We start from the raw sequence: 15,465 nt of genomic DNA on the forward strand, positions 1-15,465 counted from the left end.
GACGATGAAAAGTTTGGGCGTAATTGAAACGCGAGGATTGGTCGCCGCCATTCAGGCCGTGGACGCCGCCTGCAAAGCCGCAGGAGTGACCTGCATCGGCTACCGCAAGGTGGGATCTGGGCTGGTGAGTGTCTGCTTCGAAGGGGAGATCAGTGCCATCCACACCGCCATCGAGCGTGGCGTCGCGGTGGCCGCCACCATCGACAAGCAGGTCCATTCACTGGTGATTGCCCGTCCGGAGCCAAGCGCGGTAGTGGCGCTCAGCAACCTCAAGGGCTACCCGCCGCGCGTGCCGGCCAGCACCAGGACCGAGATAACGCCCGCAACGAGCGCAGCCCCGGCCCTGCCACCGCAAAGCAGTGCCGATACCGAACCGGCCACTCCGCCAGCCACGCAGCCTGCAGTAGATCAGGCGGAAGATAGACAGGCCGCGGCAAGAAAAGGGAAGAAAGCATGATCGACCCCCAGCTACATCAAAAAATTGCCAGCCGCCTGAACCTGGCGTCACCGGCAATTCCGGTCGGTATCTCCAACCGTCATGTGCATCTGGCGCAACAGGATGTCGAGGCCCTGTTCGGCAAGGGCTACTCCCTGACGCCGCTCAAACCGCTGCACCAGCCGGGCCAGTTTGCCGCCGAGGAGTGCGTCACCGTGGTCGGCCCCAAGGGCTCGCTGACCCGTGTTCGCGTGCTCGGCCCGACCCGGCCGGTTTCACAGCTGGAGATCTCCCGCGCCGACTGCTTCACCCTCGGGGTCAAGGCACCGGTACGCGAATCCGGCCAGCTGGAAAATACGGGCAGTGCGCTGCTCATCGGCCCCGCCGGCCACGTGGAGTTGCGATCCCAGGTGATCTGCGCCTGGCGTCATATCCACATCTCGCCACAAGACGCCCGCCAGCTGAACGTGACCAACGGCCAGAAGGTGAGGGTGCGCAGCGACGGTGAGCGTCAGCTGACCTTCGATGAGGTGGTGGTACGGGTGCGCGACGATTTCGCCCTGGAATTTCACATCGATACCGAAGAGGCCAACGCCGCCGGCTTGAAAAACGGCGCGCAGGTCAGGCTGCTCGGCTAACGGAGATCACCATGACCGACGAACAGATTGAACGCCTGGTCGAACAGATGCTCAGGCGCCTGCAGCCGCCACTGCTGGTGATGGTGACCGCGGCCCAGGGCTATCGGCAGGCCATTCGAAACCGTCTGGCCGGCTGTGGACTGCCCCTGCAGCTTGCGCTGGAAGAAGGCATTGAGGATGGCGCGCTGTGGCAGCCGCTGGGAGAAACCGTGGCGGCAAGCGTCTGGCAACAGGCCCTGCCGCCCGTCCCCTATCGCGCACTGGTGCTGCCCTTTCTCGACTACCCGCTGGCGATGGACCTGCTGAGCGGCTCGCTGCGCAGTCCCGTTGCCCGGCGGCTGCACGATGCGCTGCTGAGCGGCTTGCCGGTGCTGGCGCTGCGCTATCACTGCGATCCCGCCAGCGAACTGAACCAGCTGCTGGGGGCACAACCGGGCACGCCATACGCCGGACACATGCAGGCAGCGCTCAGCCGTCTGGGCGAGATTGGCGTTGTACTGTGCACCATGAATGAGCTGCTGGAGAAGCTGGCAACGGCGAACGACGCAGCCCCTGTGCCGGCGGGCACGGCGCGGCGCTATCTCACGGTCAGCGATGTAGAGAAGGATCCGGCGCTGGCACACACGGCCGAGGCACAGCTGACCGATGCCGCCATCGATTTTTTGAAAAGCAGAAGAAAAGAAAAACAACCTTACCTTAAATAACAAACCCGGAGTTTAACGTATGTCTTCAAAAACAAAATGTTGGCTATGGATGCTGCTGGTGATCGTGTCCGAAACATCGGCCACCTCCACCCTCAAGATGTTTGGCAGCAGTGAAGGAACCACCAAGATGCTGCTGCTCGGTCTGCTCGTGCTGCTCTATTGCACCTGCTACTACTCCCTCTCCCGCGCGGTAAAAGACATTCCGGTTGGGCTTGCCTACGCCACCTGGTCCGGCACCGGCATTCTAGTGGTGTCCACGCTGGGAATGGCGTTTTATGGCCAGCATCCGGATACCGCGGCCATTATCGGCATGGCCATCATTGCCAGCGGCATCGTCATCATGAACCTGTTCTCCAAAATGGGCAGCGAGGAGAGCGATGAAACTCCAGCTGAGCCAGTCGCTGCCTCCATGAACAACAAGATCGCCAACTAACGGAAAAGGAATGACTCATGTTTAATTTCGGATTTTTATGGCTGGCGCTGTCTATCGGCTCAGAAATCACCGGCACCTCGATGATAAAAAAAACCAACAGCTTCAGTAAGCTGGGACCATCCGTGCTGGTGGTCTGTGCCTACGGCCTGTGCTATTTCGCCCTCACCCGCGCAATGAGCACTATCCCGGTCGGCGTTGCCTATTCACTGTGGTGTGGCTTTGGCATCGTCGGGGTCACTATCTGCTCCATGATCCTCTACAAGCAAAAGCCGGATCTGCCCGCCATTCTGGCGATGATACTGATTATCTCGGGCGGAGTGGTCATGAACGTCTTCTCCAGCATGTAATGAGATCCGGGTTGCTTCGAGCAAGGAAGCAACCCTCATTACTATCTGTACCATGCACTGCTCATATCGGACCGTGCCCACCATCAATGAATGACACAGCCTTATCTATGGCAATGGCAATGGCAATGGCAATGGCAATGGCAATGGCAAATACAATGTACTGGCCCGAGGCAATGTCCAATACAGGACAGCTCGACAACATGCCAACCAAGATCAAGTGGCATTGCCCAGTGACATGCCAGCAGACAGGAAAAATGAAAAAACCCAACCTGCATGGCAAGTTGGGTCTCAAAAATGGCGGAGAGACAGGGATTCGAACCCTGGGTGGTATTGCTACCACAATTGATTTCGAGTCAATCCCGTTCGGCCACTCCGGCATCTCTCCACGGGGCTTTATTCTTACCGAACCCGGTCAGGTAAATCAACCTGAATCTCTTTAAAGATCAAACGACTGCCTATAAAACAGGCAAGGAACGCAGTTTTTACCGTGGCCTGTACATGGCACGTCGACAAGGCTTGGCGCAGAGCCCGAGATCCAGCCCCATAGGCAACCTGGCGACTGTGCCCCCCCCTGCAACAGGCCTGCCTGCAGGTTGCGGTATATCCCATCACGGGCAGCGTTCATCCAAGGTTATCCGGCACTGTACTAAAAAGGTGTAGGAAGTCGTCAAAAGGGGCTTTCTTCGAAGCGAGACTCCTCTGTAGCCCTTGTGGGACGAGCTGGTAATCAGGAGTGGATTGGTTAACAATTTCACCTCTTTTTTCAGGGCGGGCAGTGACCGGCCCTCACGCCATTTGACAGGAAGTACCATGCTCAATGCACGAATTGTCTCACTGCTGCTGATGACAGCCAGCCTCTGGAGCGCGCCAACCTGGGCCACGACCTATCCCTTGCCACCGGCAGGCAGCCGTTTGATTGGCGAGCTGGAGGACTACATAGTCCAGCCGGACGAGCACCTTGAACTGATCGGCAAGCACACCCAGATTGGTTTTTTGGCACTGCTCGAGGCAAATCCCGGGGTTGACCCCTATTTACCCAAACCTGGCACCCGCTTGACCCTGCCGACCCAGATGCTGCTGCCGGATGTGCCAAGAGAAGGCATTGTCATCAACCTGCCCGAACTGCGTCTCTACTACTTCCCCAAGGGAAAAAATGAGGTGATCGTCTTGCCCATCGGCATTGGCGACATAGGGCGGGAAACCCCTGAGATGACCACGACCGTGATCGCCAAGAACCCCAACCCGACCTGGGTACCCGGCCCCATGGTGCGCAAATCCTGGTTGGAGCAAAAAGGGATCACCCTGCCCGCGGTCGTACCGCCAGGCCCGGACAATCCCCTCGGCAAGTTCGCCATGCGCCTGGGTTATGGCAAGCAGGACTACCTCATCCACGGCACCAACAAGGAGTTTGGCGTCGGCCTGCGGGTCAGCGCTGGCTGCATTCGCCTGCGCCCCGATGATATCGAGGCCCTGTTCAACATAGTTCCCCTCGGCACTCAGGTACGGGTGATCAACCAGCCGGTCAAGACCGCCAGCGAGCCCGATGGCCGCCACTGGCTGGAGGTCCACTCCCCCCTCTCTCGCACCGAACTGGAGCTGAAGCAGGGCGCCCCCCTGATCCTCTCACCCGAGGTGGAAACCTTTATCGCCATGCCCGAGATCGACGGTGACAAGGTCGCTGCCGTGCTGAACAATAAGAACGGCATTCCACACCCCGTCAGCGGCTAACGGCAACCCTGTGTTCATGAAGGACTTTCCATGAGATACCGCTTCTGGTGCTTGCTCTCCCTGTTGCTCAGCCCGATGGCGCTGGCAGACATCCTCTGGATGGACAACGGTGACCGGCTGACCGGCACCATAGAGGAGATCACGGATGAACAGGTACGCATAGCGCTGCCCTACAGCTCGCCGGTGACGGTCAAGCGCAAGGCGGTCAAACGCTGGCGTATCGAGAAGCAGGACAAGCCAAGACCGACGGTGAAGACCGGCATTACCCTGCTCGCCCTCACGCCGGATGACAAGAAAGCCTGGCTGTGGACCGGCAGCAGCGACCTGAACGTGAAGCTGAAACACAACGACAAGCAGACCAACAACGTCAATCTGAAGGCCTCTACCGAAGTGGCCAACCTCGACTGGCGCTATACGCTGGATGGAGAGTACATCTACGAGACGGCCAACAACGTCACCAACAGCCATGAGTATCGGCTCAAGCCCATGCTGGACTTCTTCTTCGACCAGAACTGGTTCGTGCGCTCCTCCATCGACTATGAATACCAGATGCTGGACCCCGAATACATGGATATGGGCTATGTGACCGGACCTGGTTACCGGTTCTGGAACGACAAGCGGCGACGGCTGGAGCTGATCAGCCAGGCCGGACTGGAGCGTTCCTACTTCCGGCCGGGTTATTGGGACGACTTCATCATCCCCGATATTTTCAACGACAGGATCATCAACTATCCCCTGATGGGCCTTGGTTGGGACTACCGCCAACCCGTTGCACTCTGGTCGGAGCAACTGGAGCTGTTCAGCAAGGGCACCTACAAGCGCTATCTGGACCAGCCCTCACCCTACATCACCCGGGAGCAGGCCGTAAAAGGTAGCCTGGGGATGCGCTACTACTTCAACGATCACCTGCGCCTCTCCTGGTCGAGCGAGCTCGATTGGGAAGACTCCAGATTGGACTATCAAGGCGTTCAGACACCCTTATCAGACAAAGAGTGGCGTCATCTGATAAGCCTGGGGGCCAGCTTCTAGTCAGCAGGGCAAGCCATTCACGGGCGAATGGCTGAGCCACAAACAAGCACCATAACGCCATAAACAAAACAGGCTCACCGAGGTGAGCCTGTTTTGTTTCAATGCGATTCATGCCACAGGGTGACGGCCGTCACGACATCAGAAGTAGATCCGGGTGACCGATTCAATGACGCAGCCGGGACGACGAATGCCTTCGATCTCGACCTTGATCTCCTTGAGCAGCTCAAGACCGCCCTTGATGGGGGTCACCCGCAGCAGCTTGGTGCGCGCGCGAATGTTGCTGTCCACCTTGATAGGATACGGGAAACGCACCTGGTCCAGCCCGAAGTTCACCACCATGCGGGCGTTCGGAAACTCGGGCGTCGCCTCGTTGATGCTGCCCGTCAGCCGTGGCAGCAGCGCCAGGGTCAGAAAACCATGGGCTATGGTGGTCTTGAACGGCGACTCGGCAGCGGCACGCTCGGGGTTGGTGTGGATCCACTGATTGTCACCGGTCACGGCGGCAAACTCATTGATCATCTGCTGGCTCACCAGCAGCCATTCACCCACGTGGGTCTCGGCACCTATGCTGGGCTGCAAAGTGGCAAACAGGGCCGCAGCCTCACCATTGAGCTCAACCGCCGGCTCATCAGCCTGCAGGGGCTGGCCGTTGGCAACCTGCGCCGAGCCCGCTTGCCGCTGCACGGACTGGCTGTCAGCTTGCAGGTCCAGCACACGACCCAGCAGAGGGTGGAGGTGTGCCTTTTGCTGAAACTCACGCCAGTAGTCACGGATCGCCGGAGAGAGCCAATCCTTGAGCTCAAAGGGGTGCTGCGCCAGAATTTCGCGCTTGCGCTTCAGAAAATCGACAACTTTCATCTACCGATCCCTATTCGATTCAAAGCCTGTAAAGAGGTCTAACCAGTCCTATTTTATGAAAGTTTCAACTGCAAGTGCAAAAAAATCTCAGCGTACAGCTGTACCACGGGCAGAAGTGGTCACTAACCTGTCGGCTGCAAGCCTGATGACACAAGGGGAAAAACGATTGCCGTGGCCAGCGTCAGGCGGCCATGGGCGCAGCACAGACAGGGGCCGAAACGGGGGGGAATGCCATCCGAGCGCCTCTGTCTATGCCCTGCCTGGCCCGTCAGGCGTCGTCACGCTGCGCCGGTTGCCACCACTGCCCACAGGCGGCCTCATCCAGAAAACACCAGGCCAGGATCCGGCTTGTCTTGTTGCCCTGCGCCATGTCGATCACCCGCACCTGACGGGCCCCGACCTGGGCCAGCGCCTTCTTCGCGGCCGGCAGGTTCTCTTTTTTTGAGACCAGCGAACTGAACCAGAGGCACTGGCTGGCGAACTCCTTGCTCTGGGCGATCATGGCGGCGAGAAACGCGGCCTCACCCCCCTCACACCAGAGCTCGGCCTTCTGGCCGCCGAAATTGAGCAGGGGTGCCCCCTTCACGGCTTTGCCGAGATTGCGCAGCTTGCGCTCGCTGCCCTTGCTCGCCTCTTCGAGCGAGCCATGGAACGGGGGGTTGCACAGAGTCAGGGCGAAGCGCTCCTGCGGGCTTATGATGCCGCGAAAGATGTGTTTGGCATTGCCCTGATGGCGGCACTCGACCTGTCCGCCCAGCCCGTTGCTCCTGGCCAGCAGGTTCGCCGCCTTGACCGAGACAGGATCGATATCGGATCCGACGAAGCGCCAGCCATATTCGCGCGCGCCCAGCAGCGGGTAGATGCAGTTCGCCCCCACGCCTATGTCCAGCACTCGTACCCCCTTGCCGGTCGGTACGCGTCCCGCACTCTCGGCCAGCAGATCCGCCACCCTGTGCAGGTAGTCCACCCGTCCCGGGATAGGCGGGCAGAGATAACCCGCCGGCAGATCCCAGTGCGCAATGCCGTAGTGCAGTGCCAGCAAGGCCTTGTTCAGCGCCTTGACGGCGGCAGGATCGGCAAAATCCAGGGTCTGGGTACCGTGCTCGTTGACGAATACCAAGGGCCGCAGCTCGGGGGTGCGCTGGCAGAGCGCATCGAAATCATAGGGGGCCTGATGGCGATTGCGTGGATGCAATCCGGATTTGCGGTCGGAGTGGGTCTTCATGCTGGGCCTGCCGAGGGAAAACGGGCCCACACTATAGTGATTTGGCCCCGGAAAGTCTAAATTGCGGCCACAAAAAACCGGGCTTCAGGAGCCCGGTTCAAGTGAGGTTGGAAAAACAGTCCGTACTGCGAGCCGTTTGTCCAGCCTGACTCAGATGTCGATCCGGCGTGCTTGCCAGAACTTGCTGCGCCAATAGGAGCTATCCAGCTTGGAGCGCGTCACCCCGGCACGGGTCGAGGCGTGGATGAATTCACCATTGCCTACGTAGATACCGACATGATTGAGACGACGATTGATCTTGAAGAACACCAGGTCACCCTCGACCAGATCTTGCTTGGAAACACGAGTGCCTTCATGGACTTGGGAGCGGGTGTCACGGGGTAACTCGACACCGACGGCATTGCGGAACACTTCACGGGCAAAGGCGGAACAATCTATGCCTCGCTGGCTGCTGCCTCCCATGCGGTACGGGACGCCACGCCACTCTTTATATACTGTCAGGATTTCATTCACATCGGGTGTTTGCGAAGCTTCCGGTTCAATAATGGGTTCCATCATGGAAACTTCAATCTTGCTCGCGACCTCGGGCTGGGGTGCCGAGGCACAACCCACCATTCCGAGCGCGACCAGCAGTAGCATCAGGTGGCGCAATCCTTTATCCCCGCAAAATAGTAAAACTTGTTAAAATACGGCCCAGAAGGGCAATTTATAAGGCAACAGCACCCGACTATATCCAAGAATTCTATCGAGGCAAGCGAAAATCCCTATCGACATCACATTTTTGCAAGGAAATGCATTATTTTTCATGATTAATGTGATCATGCCCAAACAATATACAATCTCGAAAGCGACCGTCTTCGCTCGATCAAACTGACTTTTATCGCTGTTTCATCCCTCTTTTAAAGTGAAAAATTATGATCTCCGTGGATCTCTATTTGTTAAAACCGGCAAATATCAGCGCCGACCAGCTGGCTCTGCTGCCGGACGCACTCTCCCCGACAGAGCGGCAACAGTGGCAGGAGATCCACCATCCGGGACGCCGCCAGGAGTTCCTGATCAGCCGTGTGCTGCTCAGGCGCCTGCTGGCCGATCGCCTGCAATGCCTGGCCAGCGAGCTGCTGTTTTGCACCAATCCCCACGGCAAACCCGAGCTGAGCGACCAGCGCTGGCAGTTCAACCTCAGCCACAGCGGCGACTGGCTGGTGATCGCACTCTGTGCCAGAGGGCCGCTTGGGGTGGATATAGAGCTGGGCCAGCGTCGCCGCCAGACCCTGCCACTGGCGAGACGCTTCTATGCAACCAGCGAGTACGAGTGGCTCGCCGCCCTGCCTGCAGAAGAGCAGGAAAGCGCCTTCTATCGGCTCTGGTCACGCAAGGAGGCGGTGTTGAAAGCCCACGGTGCCGGCATTGCCGCCGGGCTCGACAAGGTATGCTTTGTGCCGCAGCAGGCGTGGCGGCTCGACAACCGGCTCGATGAGCACGATTACCGGGTTCAGGATTGGCCCCTTGGCAGCGGCTGGCTCAGCCTCGCCGCCCCGACCCTGGCCGTCAACGGCTGGCTGCTGGATGACAACTTGAAATCCTCCCCCATCAACCCCATGTTAACTCACACCATTTTCCAAGAGTCAGCCTCATGATCGTCGACATCAATCCCCAGAATTTTCAAACCGCACTGATCGATGCTTCCATGAAAAAGCCGGTCGTCATCTATTTCCACGCCCCCCAGATGCCAGAGTGTCAGGGCATGACCCCGCTGGTGGAGTCACTGGTTGGCCCGGCCAATCCCCAGGTGACCCTGGCCAGGGTCGACATGAACGATCCGCAGCTGCAACCGCTGGCCAGCCAGCTCGGCCTGCGTGCCCTGCCCGCCCTGGTACTCTTCCATCAGGGTCGCCCGGACGAGCAGGCCATTCTGGAAGGGCCGCAGGACGAAGCCACCCTGCGCCACTATTTTGCCGCCTTCGCTCCCAAGGAGGAGGAACTGCTGTTCGAGCAGGCGCAGCAGGCACTGGCAGACGGCCAGGCGGATGTTGCCTATGCCCATCTCACCAAGGCTCACCAGCTGGCTCCGGAACGCCACGACATCAGCCTGTGGCTCATTCAGGCGGCACTGGATCTCAATCTGCTGGACGAAGCGCAGGAGCGGCTCGGCAAGATCCCCATGATCGCGCAGGATGACCATTATCAGACCCTGATCTCCCGGCTGGCGCTGGCACTGCAGGCCGCAGACAGCCCGGAACTGAGGGCGCTGGAGGCACGTCATGAGCAGGATCCTGACAATTTCACCCTGACCCAGGAGCTGGCGGTGCAATACAACCAGGCGGGTCGACAGGAAGAGGCGCTGACCTTGCTGTTTACCATCCTTAAGCGCGACCTGGCTTTTGGCGATGCCAAGAAGACCTATCTGGACATCCTGACCACAATGGGAAGCAACCCGGCGGCACAAAGCTACCGTCGCAAGCTCTACAGCCTGCTCTACTGATCGATGCGGGAATGAAAGACGGGGTGATGCCGAGGGATCGGCATTGCCTTGCTGAAGTGGATTTCAGGGGTAGAAAGCGGGGAATTGACGAATTTCAGGCAAAAAAAAATGGCGCATGAATGCGCCATTTTTTCGCATGGATTACTTCTTGTAGGAAGTAGCCATGTTGTCGATGCGCTGGTTAGCACGCATAGCTTCTTGCTTGGCTTCTGCAACATCAGCAGCGATCTTGGATTGATCAGCACGAACTGCGCTAACATCTTGAGCCAGTTGGTCAACTTTGTTAGACAGATTCTGAACGGAGGTTTCCAGTTCGCTGGTGTTTGCACAACCGCCCAGCAGAGCGGACAGACCAACAACACCTACCAACAACAATTTTTTCATTTTTAAAAGCTCCCTTTAACTCGCCAGACGTTTAGCAAGCGGCGTGATTATGGCACAAAAGAATCATACTTTGGATAGGCCCCATCACAGATAAATGCATTAAAACCCTCATTTTTTTTTAGTTGCACACTTTATGTGCAAACTTTAAGCAAAAATGAGTGCCTCTGGATGAGGTTCGCACAGAGCGTAACCAAATTTTGGGCTTATTACAATTTCGTATGAGGCTCAGGCTGAACGTTCTGACAGCAATTGACGATATTGCACCAGATCTTCGATGGTCAGCACAGGCATCTGATGCAGGCGGCCGAAGGCAATCAGGTCCGGCAGACGAGCCATGGAGCCATCTTCCTTGGTCAGTTCACACAAGACCCCGAACGGTTTGAGACCGGCCAGCTGCATCAGATCGACCGTGGCTTCGGTATGGCCGCGGCGCGTCAGCACACCGCCGGTACGAGCCCGCAGCGGGAAGACGTGGCCAGGGCGATGCAGATCGGACGGTTTGGCACCATCGGCGATGGCCGCACGAATGGTGGTGACGCGATCGGCCGCCGACACACCCGTGGTCACCCCTTGCGCCGCCTCTATGGTGACGGTGAAGGCGGTCTGATAGTGGCTGGAGTTCGCCTCCACCATCATGGGCAACGCCAGCTGGCGAACGCGCTCGTCGGTCAGACAGAGGCAGACGATGCCGGAGCACTCGCGGATCATCATGGCCATCTGTTCATTGGTCATGGATTGGGCGGCGAAGATGAGGTCGCCTTCGTTCTCCCGATCTTCATCGTCGGCCACCAATACGCCACGACCGGCCCGCAGGGCCGCCAACGCCGCTTCGACGCGCGCAAGGGGATCACCGAATTCACTGAGTAAAGACTGATTCATGGTAAGACTCCTAAGCAAGACAAGGACCAGAATCAGGGCATGGAAAGGCAGACAGAGATAGGTATGCAGCGGCCAGCCCAAGGGGGGCCATGCCTGCAATATCTGTCTTATCCTCTTTCATCCGGACTATGACCGTCGGCTCCGGCATCTCACCGGATCTGCTGACCCCGACCTGGTTGCAAGGTCGGGCGCTCGCGGGCTCCCCGAGTCAGATCGGGATACCGCCGGTGGGGAATTTCACCCCGCCCTGAGAATAAGCGCAGACAGCCTAAAGAAAAAAAACGCAGGATACCAGCCAAAAACCCATCAAGGATGAATATGGAACCGACCGGTACCCGCCGCCAGCAACTTGACTCACGCACGCACGGGGCACTGTCTTTTCTGATTTTGTTTATGGCATAGTGCCTGAAAAAACGCGCAGCCTGCGCAGACTCAGGCGCCAACACCACAAACGGAATCATGACAGAGATGGAAAAGAAAATACTGCTGACGGACTGTCCGGACGCCAAGGGCCTCATCGCCAAGATCACCAACATCTGCTACAAGCACCAGCTCAACATCAACAAGAACGACGAGTTCGTGGATCACGAAAACGGCCGCTTCTTCATGCGCACCGAGCTGGAGGGACGTTTCAACGACGAGACCCTGCTGGCGGATCTGGATGATGCCCTGCCCGCCGGTGCCCAGCGCCGTCTGGTCAAGGCCGGCAAGAAGCGCATCGTCATCCTGGTGACCAAGGAGACTCACTGCCTCGGCGACATCCTGATGAAGAACTACGCCGGCGCGCTGGACATGGACATAGTGGCGGTGATCGGCAACTACGACACGCTCGCAGAATTGACGGGCAAGTTCGACATCCCGTTCCACACCGTCAGTCACGAGGATCTGAGCCGCACCGAGCACGAAGAGCAGGTACGCGCCATCATAGACGGCTATCAGCCCGACTACGTGATCCTGGCCAAGTACATGCGGGTGCTGACGCCGAGCTTCGTCGAGGCCTATCCGCGCAAGATCCTCAACATACACCACTCCTTCCTGCCGGCCTTCATCGGTGCCCGTCCCTACCGCCAGGCGTTCGATCGCGGGGTCAAGCTGATCGGCGCCACCGCCCACTTCGTCACCGACGATCTGGATGAGGGCCCCATCGTCGAGCAGGACGTGATCCATGTCGGCCACGCCTTCAGTGCCGACGACATGGCCAGGGCCGGTCGCGACGTGGAGAAATCCGTGCTGAGCCGCGCGCTGGAGCTGGTGCTCAACGAGCGGGTGTTCGTCTACGGCAACAAGACTGTGGTGTTCAAGTAACCCGCCTGCGGCATCACGCCAGAAACAACAAAGGCTCCCGTGGGAGCCTTTGTTGTTTCTGCACTGCCTGTTGTTGCATTCGGCTTACAGCGGCAGACCATTGATGGTCATGGCACCCTTGTCGAGCTTGAGCTCGGCGGTCAGCTGGGCCTTGTCCGCCTTGAGGTAGCCCATGGCGGCAAACTGCTCCAGCATGGGGGCCAGTTGTGGCACTGCCTTGCCCAGCTGGCCGCTGAGGTTGGCGTGCAGCAGGCCGGACAGGGCGTGCATCCCCTCTTCACTGTTGAACAGCTGCTCCAGCGAGGTGGCCGCCAGCTTGACGTCCCCCTTCATGGAGACGGGCTCGCCGTTGAGCTGGGCACTCAAGTCCGCCAGCTCCAGGGTCGCGCCGCGCTTGAGCAGCTTGTCCAGCGCCTGCTGGATGGCTTGATCTTCCACCCCTTGGCCGCTGGCGGCCTGCAGCGCCTGATAGCCTTCCAGATCCAGCCCTTTGAGATTCAGGGCCAGCTTGCTCTGGGTCAGCGCCAGGTTGTCGGTCTCGTTCTCCAGATTGAGGGTGTTCACCTTCATCTGATAGCTGCTGGAGAGGGTCTGGGCATCGTCCCCTGCCAGCTGGGTTTCCGTGGTCAGCCCCTGCAGTAACACCTTGACGCTGTCAGGCAGTTGCACCGACAGCGCCGAGAGGGTCATGTCGCTGCGAGGCGAGAGCCAGATACCGCTGATCTCGGCCATGTCGGCGCTGCCCTTGAGTTCGGCCAGCACCATGTCCATCTTGCTCTGCTCTTCGTGCAGCGTCATGCCCTGCCAATGGAAGGTGACGTGACCATTGCCTTCCAGATCACCGTGATAGTCCCCCTTCATCGGCAGGAAGCTGAACTCGTCGAGCCCCTGCTTGACCTTGAATTCGTTGGCCCAGAAGCGGCTGCTGTTGCTGGCGGTCCAGAGGCTGCTGACCGACTCTATGCCAAATTGCCACTGCTCCAGCTTGAGCGCGCTGAACACAGGGGCCAGCGAACCCTGTTTGGTGTCGAGCAGCATGTTGCTCTTGATATAGAGCGGCAGGATGCGGCTGTTGACGATGAACTGCGCCTCGACCGGCTCACTCCCTTCCAGCTGACCATCCAGGCTGGCCAGGGTCTGCGGCGTGACCACCACCTTCAGCACGCCATCGCGGGTGAACAGGTTGCTGGCACCCGGCTGCCAGGTCAGCTCGACGCCGCTCTCCTGCTTCACCTTGGCAATCTGCTCGGCCATGATGCGATCGAACGTATTGCCCGTGTGCCAGCAGGCACCCAGTCCACCCACTACCAGGGCCGCACCGACGGCCAGCGCTACTCGCTTCTTCATCTTTATATGATTCTCCAAAGGCTCATTGCCGCACTCTACGGGGCCATATCGGGGCTAGGCAAGCCCAATTCGGCGTCGGCCGCAAATATGTGATGTCACAGCAAGGGGCTGAACAGATAGAAGATGTTCTCCGTCACCTTCTTGTACCAGGGGCGGGCGCGCCACTTGGCCAGCGACATGGGGGTCGCCTCTATCATGTAGCCCTGCACCAGCTGGGTCATCTCGGCGACAAACACAGGGTTGTCGATGAGCAGGGTCACCTCGAAGTTGAGCCAGAGGCTGCGTCTGTCCAGGTTCACCGTGCCCACCAGCGCGAAGTCGTCATCCACCAGCACGCTCTTGGTGTGCAGCAGACCGGCATCGTAGCGGTAGACCTCGACCCCCGCCTCCAGCAGCTCCTCCATGAAGGCGTTGCAGGCATGATTGGCCATCAGGGAGTCGTTGCGCGCCGGCAATACCAGTTGCACCTGCACCCCGCGCGCCGCCGCCGAGGAGAGCGCCGCCGCCAGCGGATCATCCGGCACGAAATAGGGGGTGGTCAGCACCAGATGGTGACGGGCCTGATAGATGGCCAGCAGCAGGCTCTGCTGGATGCAGTCACCGCCGACGAAGGGGCCGGACGGAATGAGCTGGGCCCGATAGTTGCTCTGGGGCCAGGCCTCTGGCTCGTGCTGCAGGCTGTCGAGCAGCCGCTCGCCGGTCTCCATCTCCCAGTCCCAGACGAAGATGGACCACATCAGCGGCACCATGGGCCCCTGCACCCGGATCATGATGTCGACCCACTGGCCGACCCCGGCGTTCTGCTTGAAGAAGCGGGGATCCACCATGTTCATGGAGCCGGTGTAACCAACCCTGTCGTCGATCACCACCAGCTTGCGGTGCATGCGCAAGTCCTGGCGCTGGAACGGGATGCGCCAGGCGCCGACCGGCAGCACCTCCACCAGCTTGACCCCCGCCTTGCGCAACTGCTTCGGCCAGGACGAGCGGAAGAAGGCCTTGCTGCCCATGGAATCGAGCAGCAGACGACAATCCACGCCGCGCGCCGCTACCTCCATCAGCGCTTCGCACACCTCGTCGGCATCGCCACCCGGATGCCAGATGTAGAACTCCAGATAGCAGGACTGGGAGGATTGGCGGATGTCGCGCACTATCTCGCGCAAGATGGATTCCGGCCTGCTCAGCAGCGTCATCCGGTTGCCGGAGAGCATGGGCATGGCCAGCCGGCTCTGGATCAGATCGTGCAGCGGCTGGGCCTTCTCCCCCACCTCACAGCAGTGCTGGGGGAAGAGGCGGGCCAGCTGGCGGATCCAGATGGCGTAAGGGCGGTACATGGCCTGGGCCCGTTCGGCGCGACGCCGGCCGAGCCGGATCTCGCCAAACAGCACGTAGAAGCCTACCCCAGCAAACGGGATGGCATAGATGAGGGCCAGCCAGGCCAGCGAGACACCGATGGGGCGCCGTTTCATCACCACCCGCAGGGAGACCCCCGTCACGATCACGGTGTGAAATAGCAGCAGCAGCCAGCCGAGGAACTGGGAAAACAGCAGCTGGATGTCGTGCTCCAAGCCATTGATCAAGAGAACTCCTTGTACACCAGAGTGACATGCGGTGGGCAGATCCCACGGGGCCAGGATGGTATGCTGTAAAACACACCCATTCTATCAGGTCGT

17 protein-coding genes, 1 tRNA gene and 1 riboswitch are annotated in these 15,465 nt (G+C 59.3%); of the genes, 10 read left to right on the forward strand and 8 right to left on the reverse strand.

The window, feature by feature from the left end; all coding sequences use genetic code 11:
• Positions 1 to 4: 4 nt before the first annotated feature.
• The 5 genes from CK910_RS24695 to CK910_RS21645 are packed head-to-tail and all read left to right on the forward strand — an operon-like array spanning position 5 to position 2,558.
• The gene (locus CK910_RS24695; RefSeq protein WP_098984668.1) at positions 5 to 457 is read left to right on the forward strand and encodes a BMC domain-containing protein; all 453 of its coding nucleotides are present in this window, start codon (positions 5 to 7) and stop codon (positions 455 to 457) included.
• The gene (locus CK910_RS21630) at positions 454 to 1,074 is read left to right on the forward strand and encodes a phosphate propanoyltransferase (protein ID WP_098984669.1); all 621 of its coding nucleotides are present in this window, start codon (positions 454 to 456) and stop codon (positions 1,072 to 1,074) included. Before CK910_RS24695 ends, CK910_RS21630 begins: the two co-directional genes overlap by 4 nt.
• Before the next feature lie 11 nt (positions 1,075 to 1,085).
• On the forward strand, positions 1,086 to 1,778 hold the full coding sequence (locus CK910_RS21635) for a hypothetical protein (protein ID WP_098984670.1): 693 nt from the start codon (positions 1,086 to 1,088) through the stop codon (positions 1,776 to 1,778).
• A 49-nt stretch (positions 1,779 to 1,827) separates the two neighbouring features.
• Positions 1,828 to 2,211, forward strand: coding sequence for a DMT family transporter (locus tag CK910_RS21640; RefSeq protein ID WP_253852778.1), 384 nt, complete (start codon positions 1,828 to 1,830; stop codon positions 2,209 to 2,211).
• 17 nt (positions 2,212 to 2,228) lie between these two features.
• Positions 2,229 to 2,558 (forward strand): DMT family transporter, encoded by a 330-nt coding sequence (locus CK910_RS21645; protein WP_098984672.1) that lies wholly within the window; start codon positions 2,229 to 2,231, stop codon positions 2,556 to 2,558.
• Between the two features lie 295 nt (positions 2,559 to 2,853).
• Here the strand turns inward: CK910_RS21645 and CK910_RS21650 are convergent.
• A tRNA-Ser gene (locus CK910_RS21650) sits at positions 2,854 to 2,943 on the reverse strand.
• Between the two features lie 425 nt (positions 2,944 to 3,368).
• Here CK910_RS21650 and CK910_RS21655 point away from each other — a divergent pair.
• Positions 3,369 to 4,286 (forward strand): L,D-transpeptidase family protein, encoded by a 918-nt coding sequence (locus tag CK910_RS21655; RefSeq protein ID WP_098984673.1) that lies wholly within the window; start codon positions 3,369 to 3,371, stop codon positions 4,284 to 4,286.
• 30 nt (positions 4,287 to 4,316) lie between these two features.
• Positions 4,317 to 5,315 (forward strand): DUF481 domain-containing protein, encoded by a 999-nt coding sequence (locus CK910_RS21660; RefSeq protein ID WP_098984674.1) that lies wholly within the window; start codon positions 4,317 to 4,319, stop codon positions 5,313 to 5,315.
• Between the two features lie 138 nt (positions 5,316 to 5,453).
• Here the strand turns inward: CK910_RS21660 and CK910_RS21665 are convergent, their stop codons facing one another.
• The 3 genes from CK910_RS21665 to CK910_RS21675 form a co-directional block, all read right to left on the reverse strand.
• Positions 5,454 to 6,173, reverse strand: a complete 720-nt coding sequence (locus tag CK910_RS21665; RefSeq protein ID WP_043554068.1) for a MaoC family dehydratase — start codon at positions 6,171 to 6,173, stop codon at positions 5,454 to 5,456.
• Between the two features lie 268 nt (positions 6,174 to 6,441).
• A complete protein-coding gene (rlmF, locus tag CK910_RS21670; protein ID WP_098984675.1) occupies positions 6,442 to 7,398 on the reverse strand; it encodes a 23S rRNA (adenine(1618)-N(6))-methyltransferase RlmF in 957 nt (318 codons plus the stop codon).
• A 150-nt stretch (positions 7,399 to 7,548) separates the two neighbouring features.
• Entirely contained in the window at positions 7,549 to 8,037 is a 489-nt protein-coding gene (locus tag CK910_RS21675; RefSeq protein ID WP_043554066.1) for a C40 family peptidase, read from the reverse strand.
• 275 nt (positions 8,038 to 8,312) lie between these two features.
• Here CK910_RS21675 and CK910_RS21680 point away from each other — a divergent pair, with 275 nt between their 5' ends.
• Together CK910_RS21680 and CK910_RS21685 are read left to right on the forward strand one after the other, a co-directional pair.
• Entirely contained in the window at positions 8,313 to 9,035 is a 723-nt protein-coding gene (locus CK910_RS21680; RefSeq protein ID WP_098984677.1) for a 4'-phosphopantetheinyl transferase family protein, read from the forward strand.
• Positions 9,032 to 9,880, forward strand: a complete 849-nt coding sequence (locus CK910_RS21685; protein WP_098984678.1) for a tetratricopeptide repeat protein — start codon at positions 9,032 to 9,034, stop codon at positions 9,878 to 9,880. The genes CK910_RS21680 and CK910_RS21685 overlap by 4 nt, the downstream gene beginning before the upstream one ends.
• Positions 9,881 to 10,021: 141 nt before the next feature.
• Here the strand turns inward: CK910_RS21685 and CK910_RS21690 are convergent, their stop codons facing one another.
• Together CK910_RS21690 and ribB are read right to left on the reverse strand one after the other, a co-directional pair.
• Positions 10,022 to 10,264 (reverse strand): Lpp/OprI family alanine-zipper lipoprotein, encoded by a 243-nt coding sequence (locus CK910_RS21690; RefSeq protein ID WP_005334342.1) that lies wholly within the window; start codon positions 10,262 to 10,264, stop codon positions 10,022 to 10,024.
• 225 nt (positions 10,265 to 10,489) lie between these two features.
• Positions 10,490 to 11,143: a 3,4-dihydroxy-2-butanone-4-phosphate synthase gene (gene ribB / locus CK910_RS21695; RefSeq protein ID WP_098984679.1), complete on the reverse strand. Its 654-nt coding sequence runs from the start codon at positions 11,141 to 11,143 to the stop codon at positions 10,490 to 10,492.
• 105 nt (positions 11,144 to 11,248) lie between these two features.
• A riboswitch (FMN riboswitch) is annotated at positions 11,249 to 11,402 on the reverse strand.
• A gap of 209 nt (positions 11,403 to 11,611) precedes the next feature.
• On the opposite strand from ribB, the gene purU reads away from it, so the two are divergent.
• Positions 11,612 to 12,448, forward strand: coding sequence for a formyltetrahydrofolate deformylase (gene purU / locus CK910_RS21700; RefSeq protein WP_043134635.1), 837 nt, complete (start codon positions 11,612 to 11,614; stop codon positions 12,446 to 12,448).
• Positions 12,449 to 12,532: 84 nt separating this feature from the next.
• Here the strand turns inward: purU and CK910_RS21705 are convergent, their stop codons facing one another.
• Positions 12,533 to 13,795 (reverse strand): DUF945 family protein, encoded by a 1,263-nt coding sequence (locus CK910_RS21705; RefSeq protein WP_098984680.1) that lies wholly within the window; start codon positions 13,793 to 13,795, stop codon positions 12,533 to 12,535.
• Positions 13,796 to 13,890: 95 nt separating this feature from the next.
• On the reverse strand, positions 13,891 to 15,372 hold the full coding sequence (cls, locus tag CK910_RS21710; protein WP_098984681.1) for a cardiolipin synthase: 1,482 nt from the start codon (positions 15,370 to 15,372) through the stop codon (positions 13,891 to 13,893).
• Positions 15,373 to 15,465: the final 93 nt, after the last annotated feature.

The organism is Aeromonas sp. CA23 (genome assembly GCF_002587065.1).
Taxonomy (GTDB): domain Bacteria; phylum Pseudomonadota; class Gammaproteobacteria; order Enterobacterales; family Aeromonadaceae; genus Aeromonas; species Aeromonas bestiarum.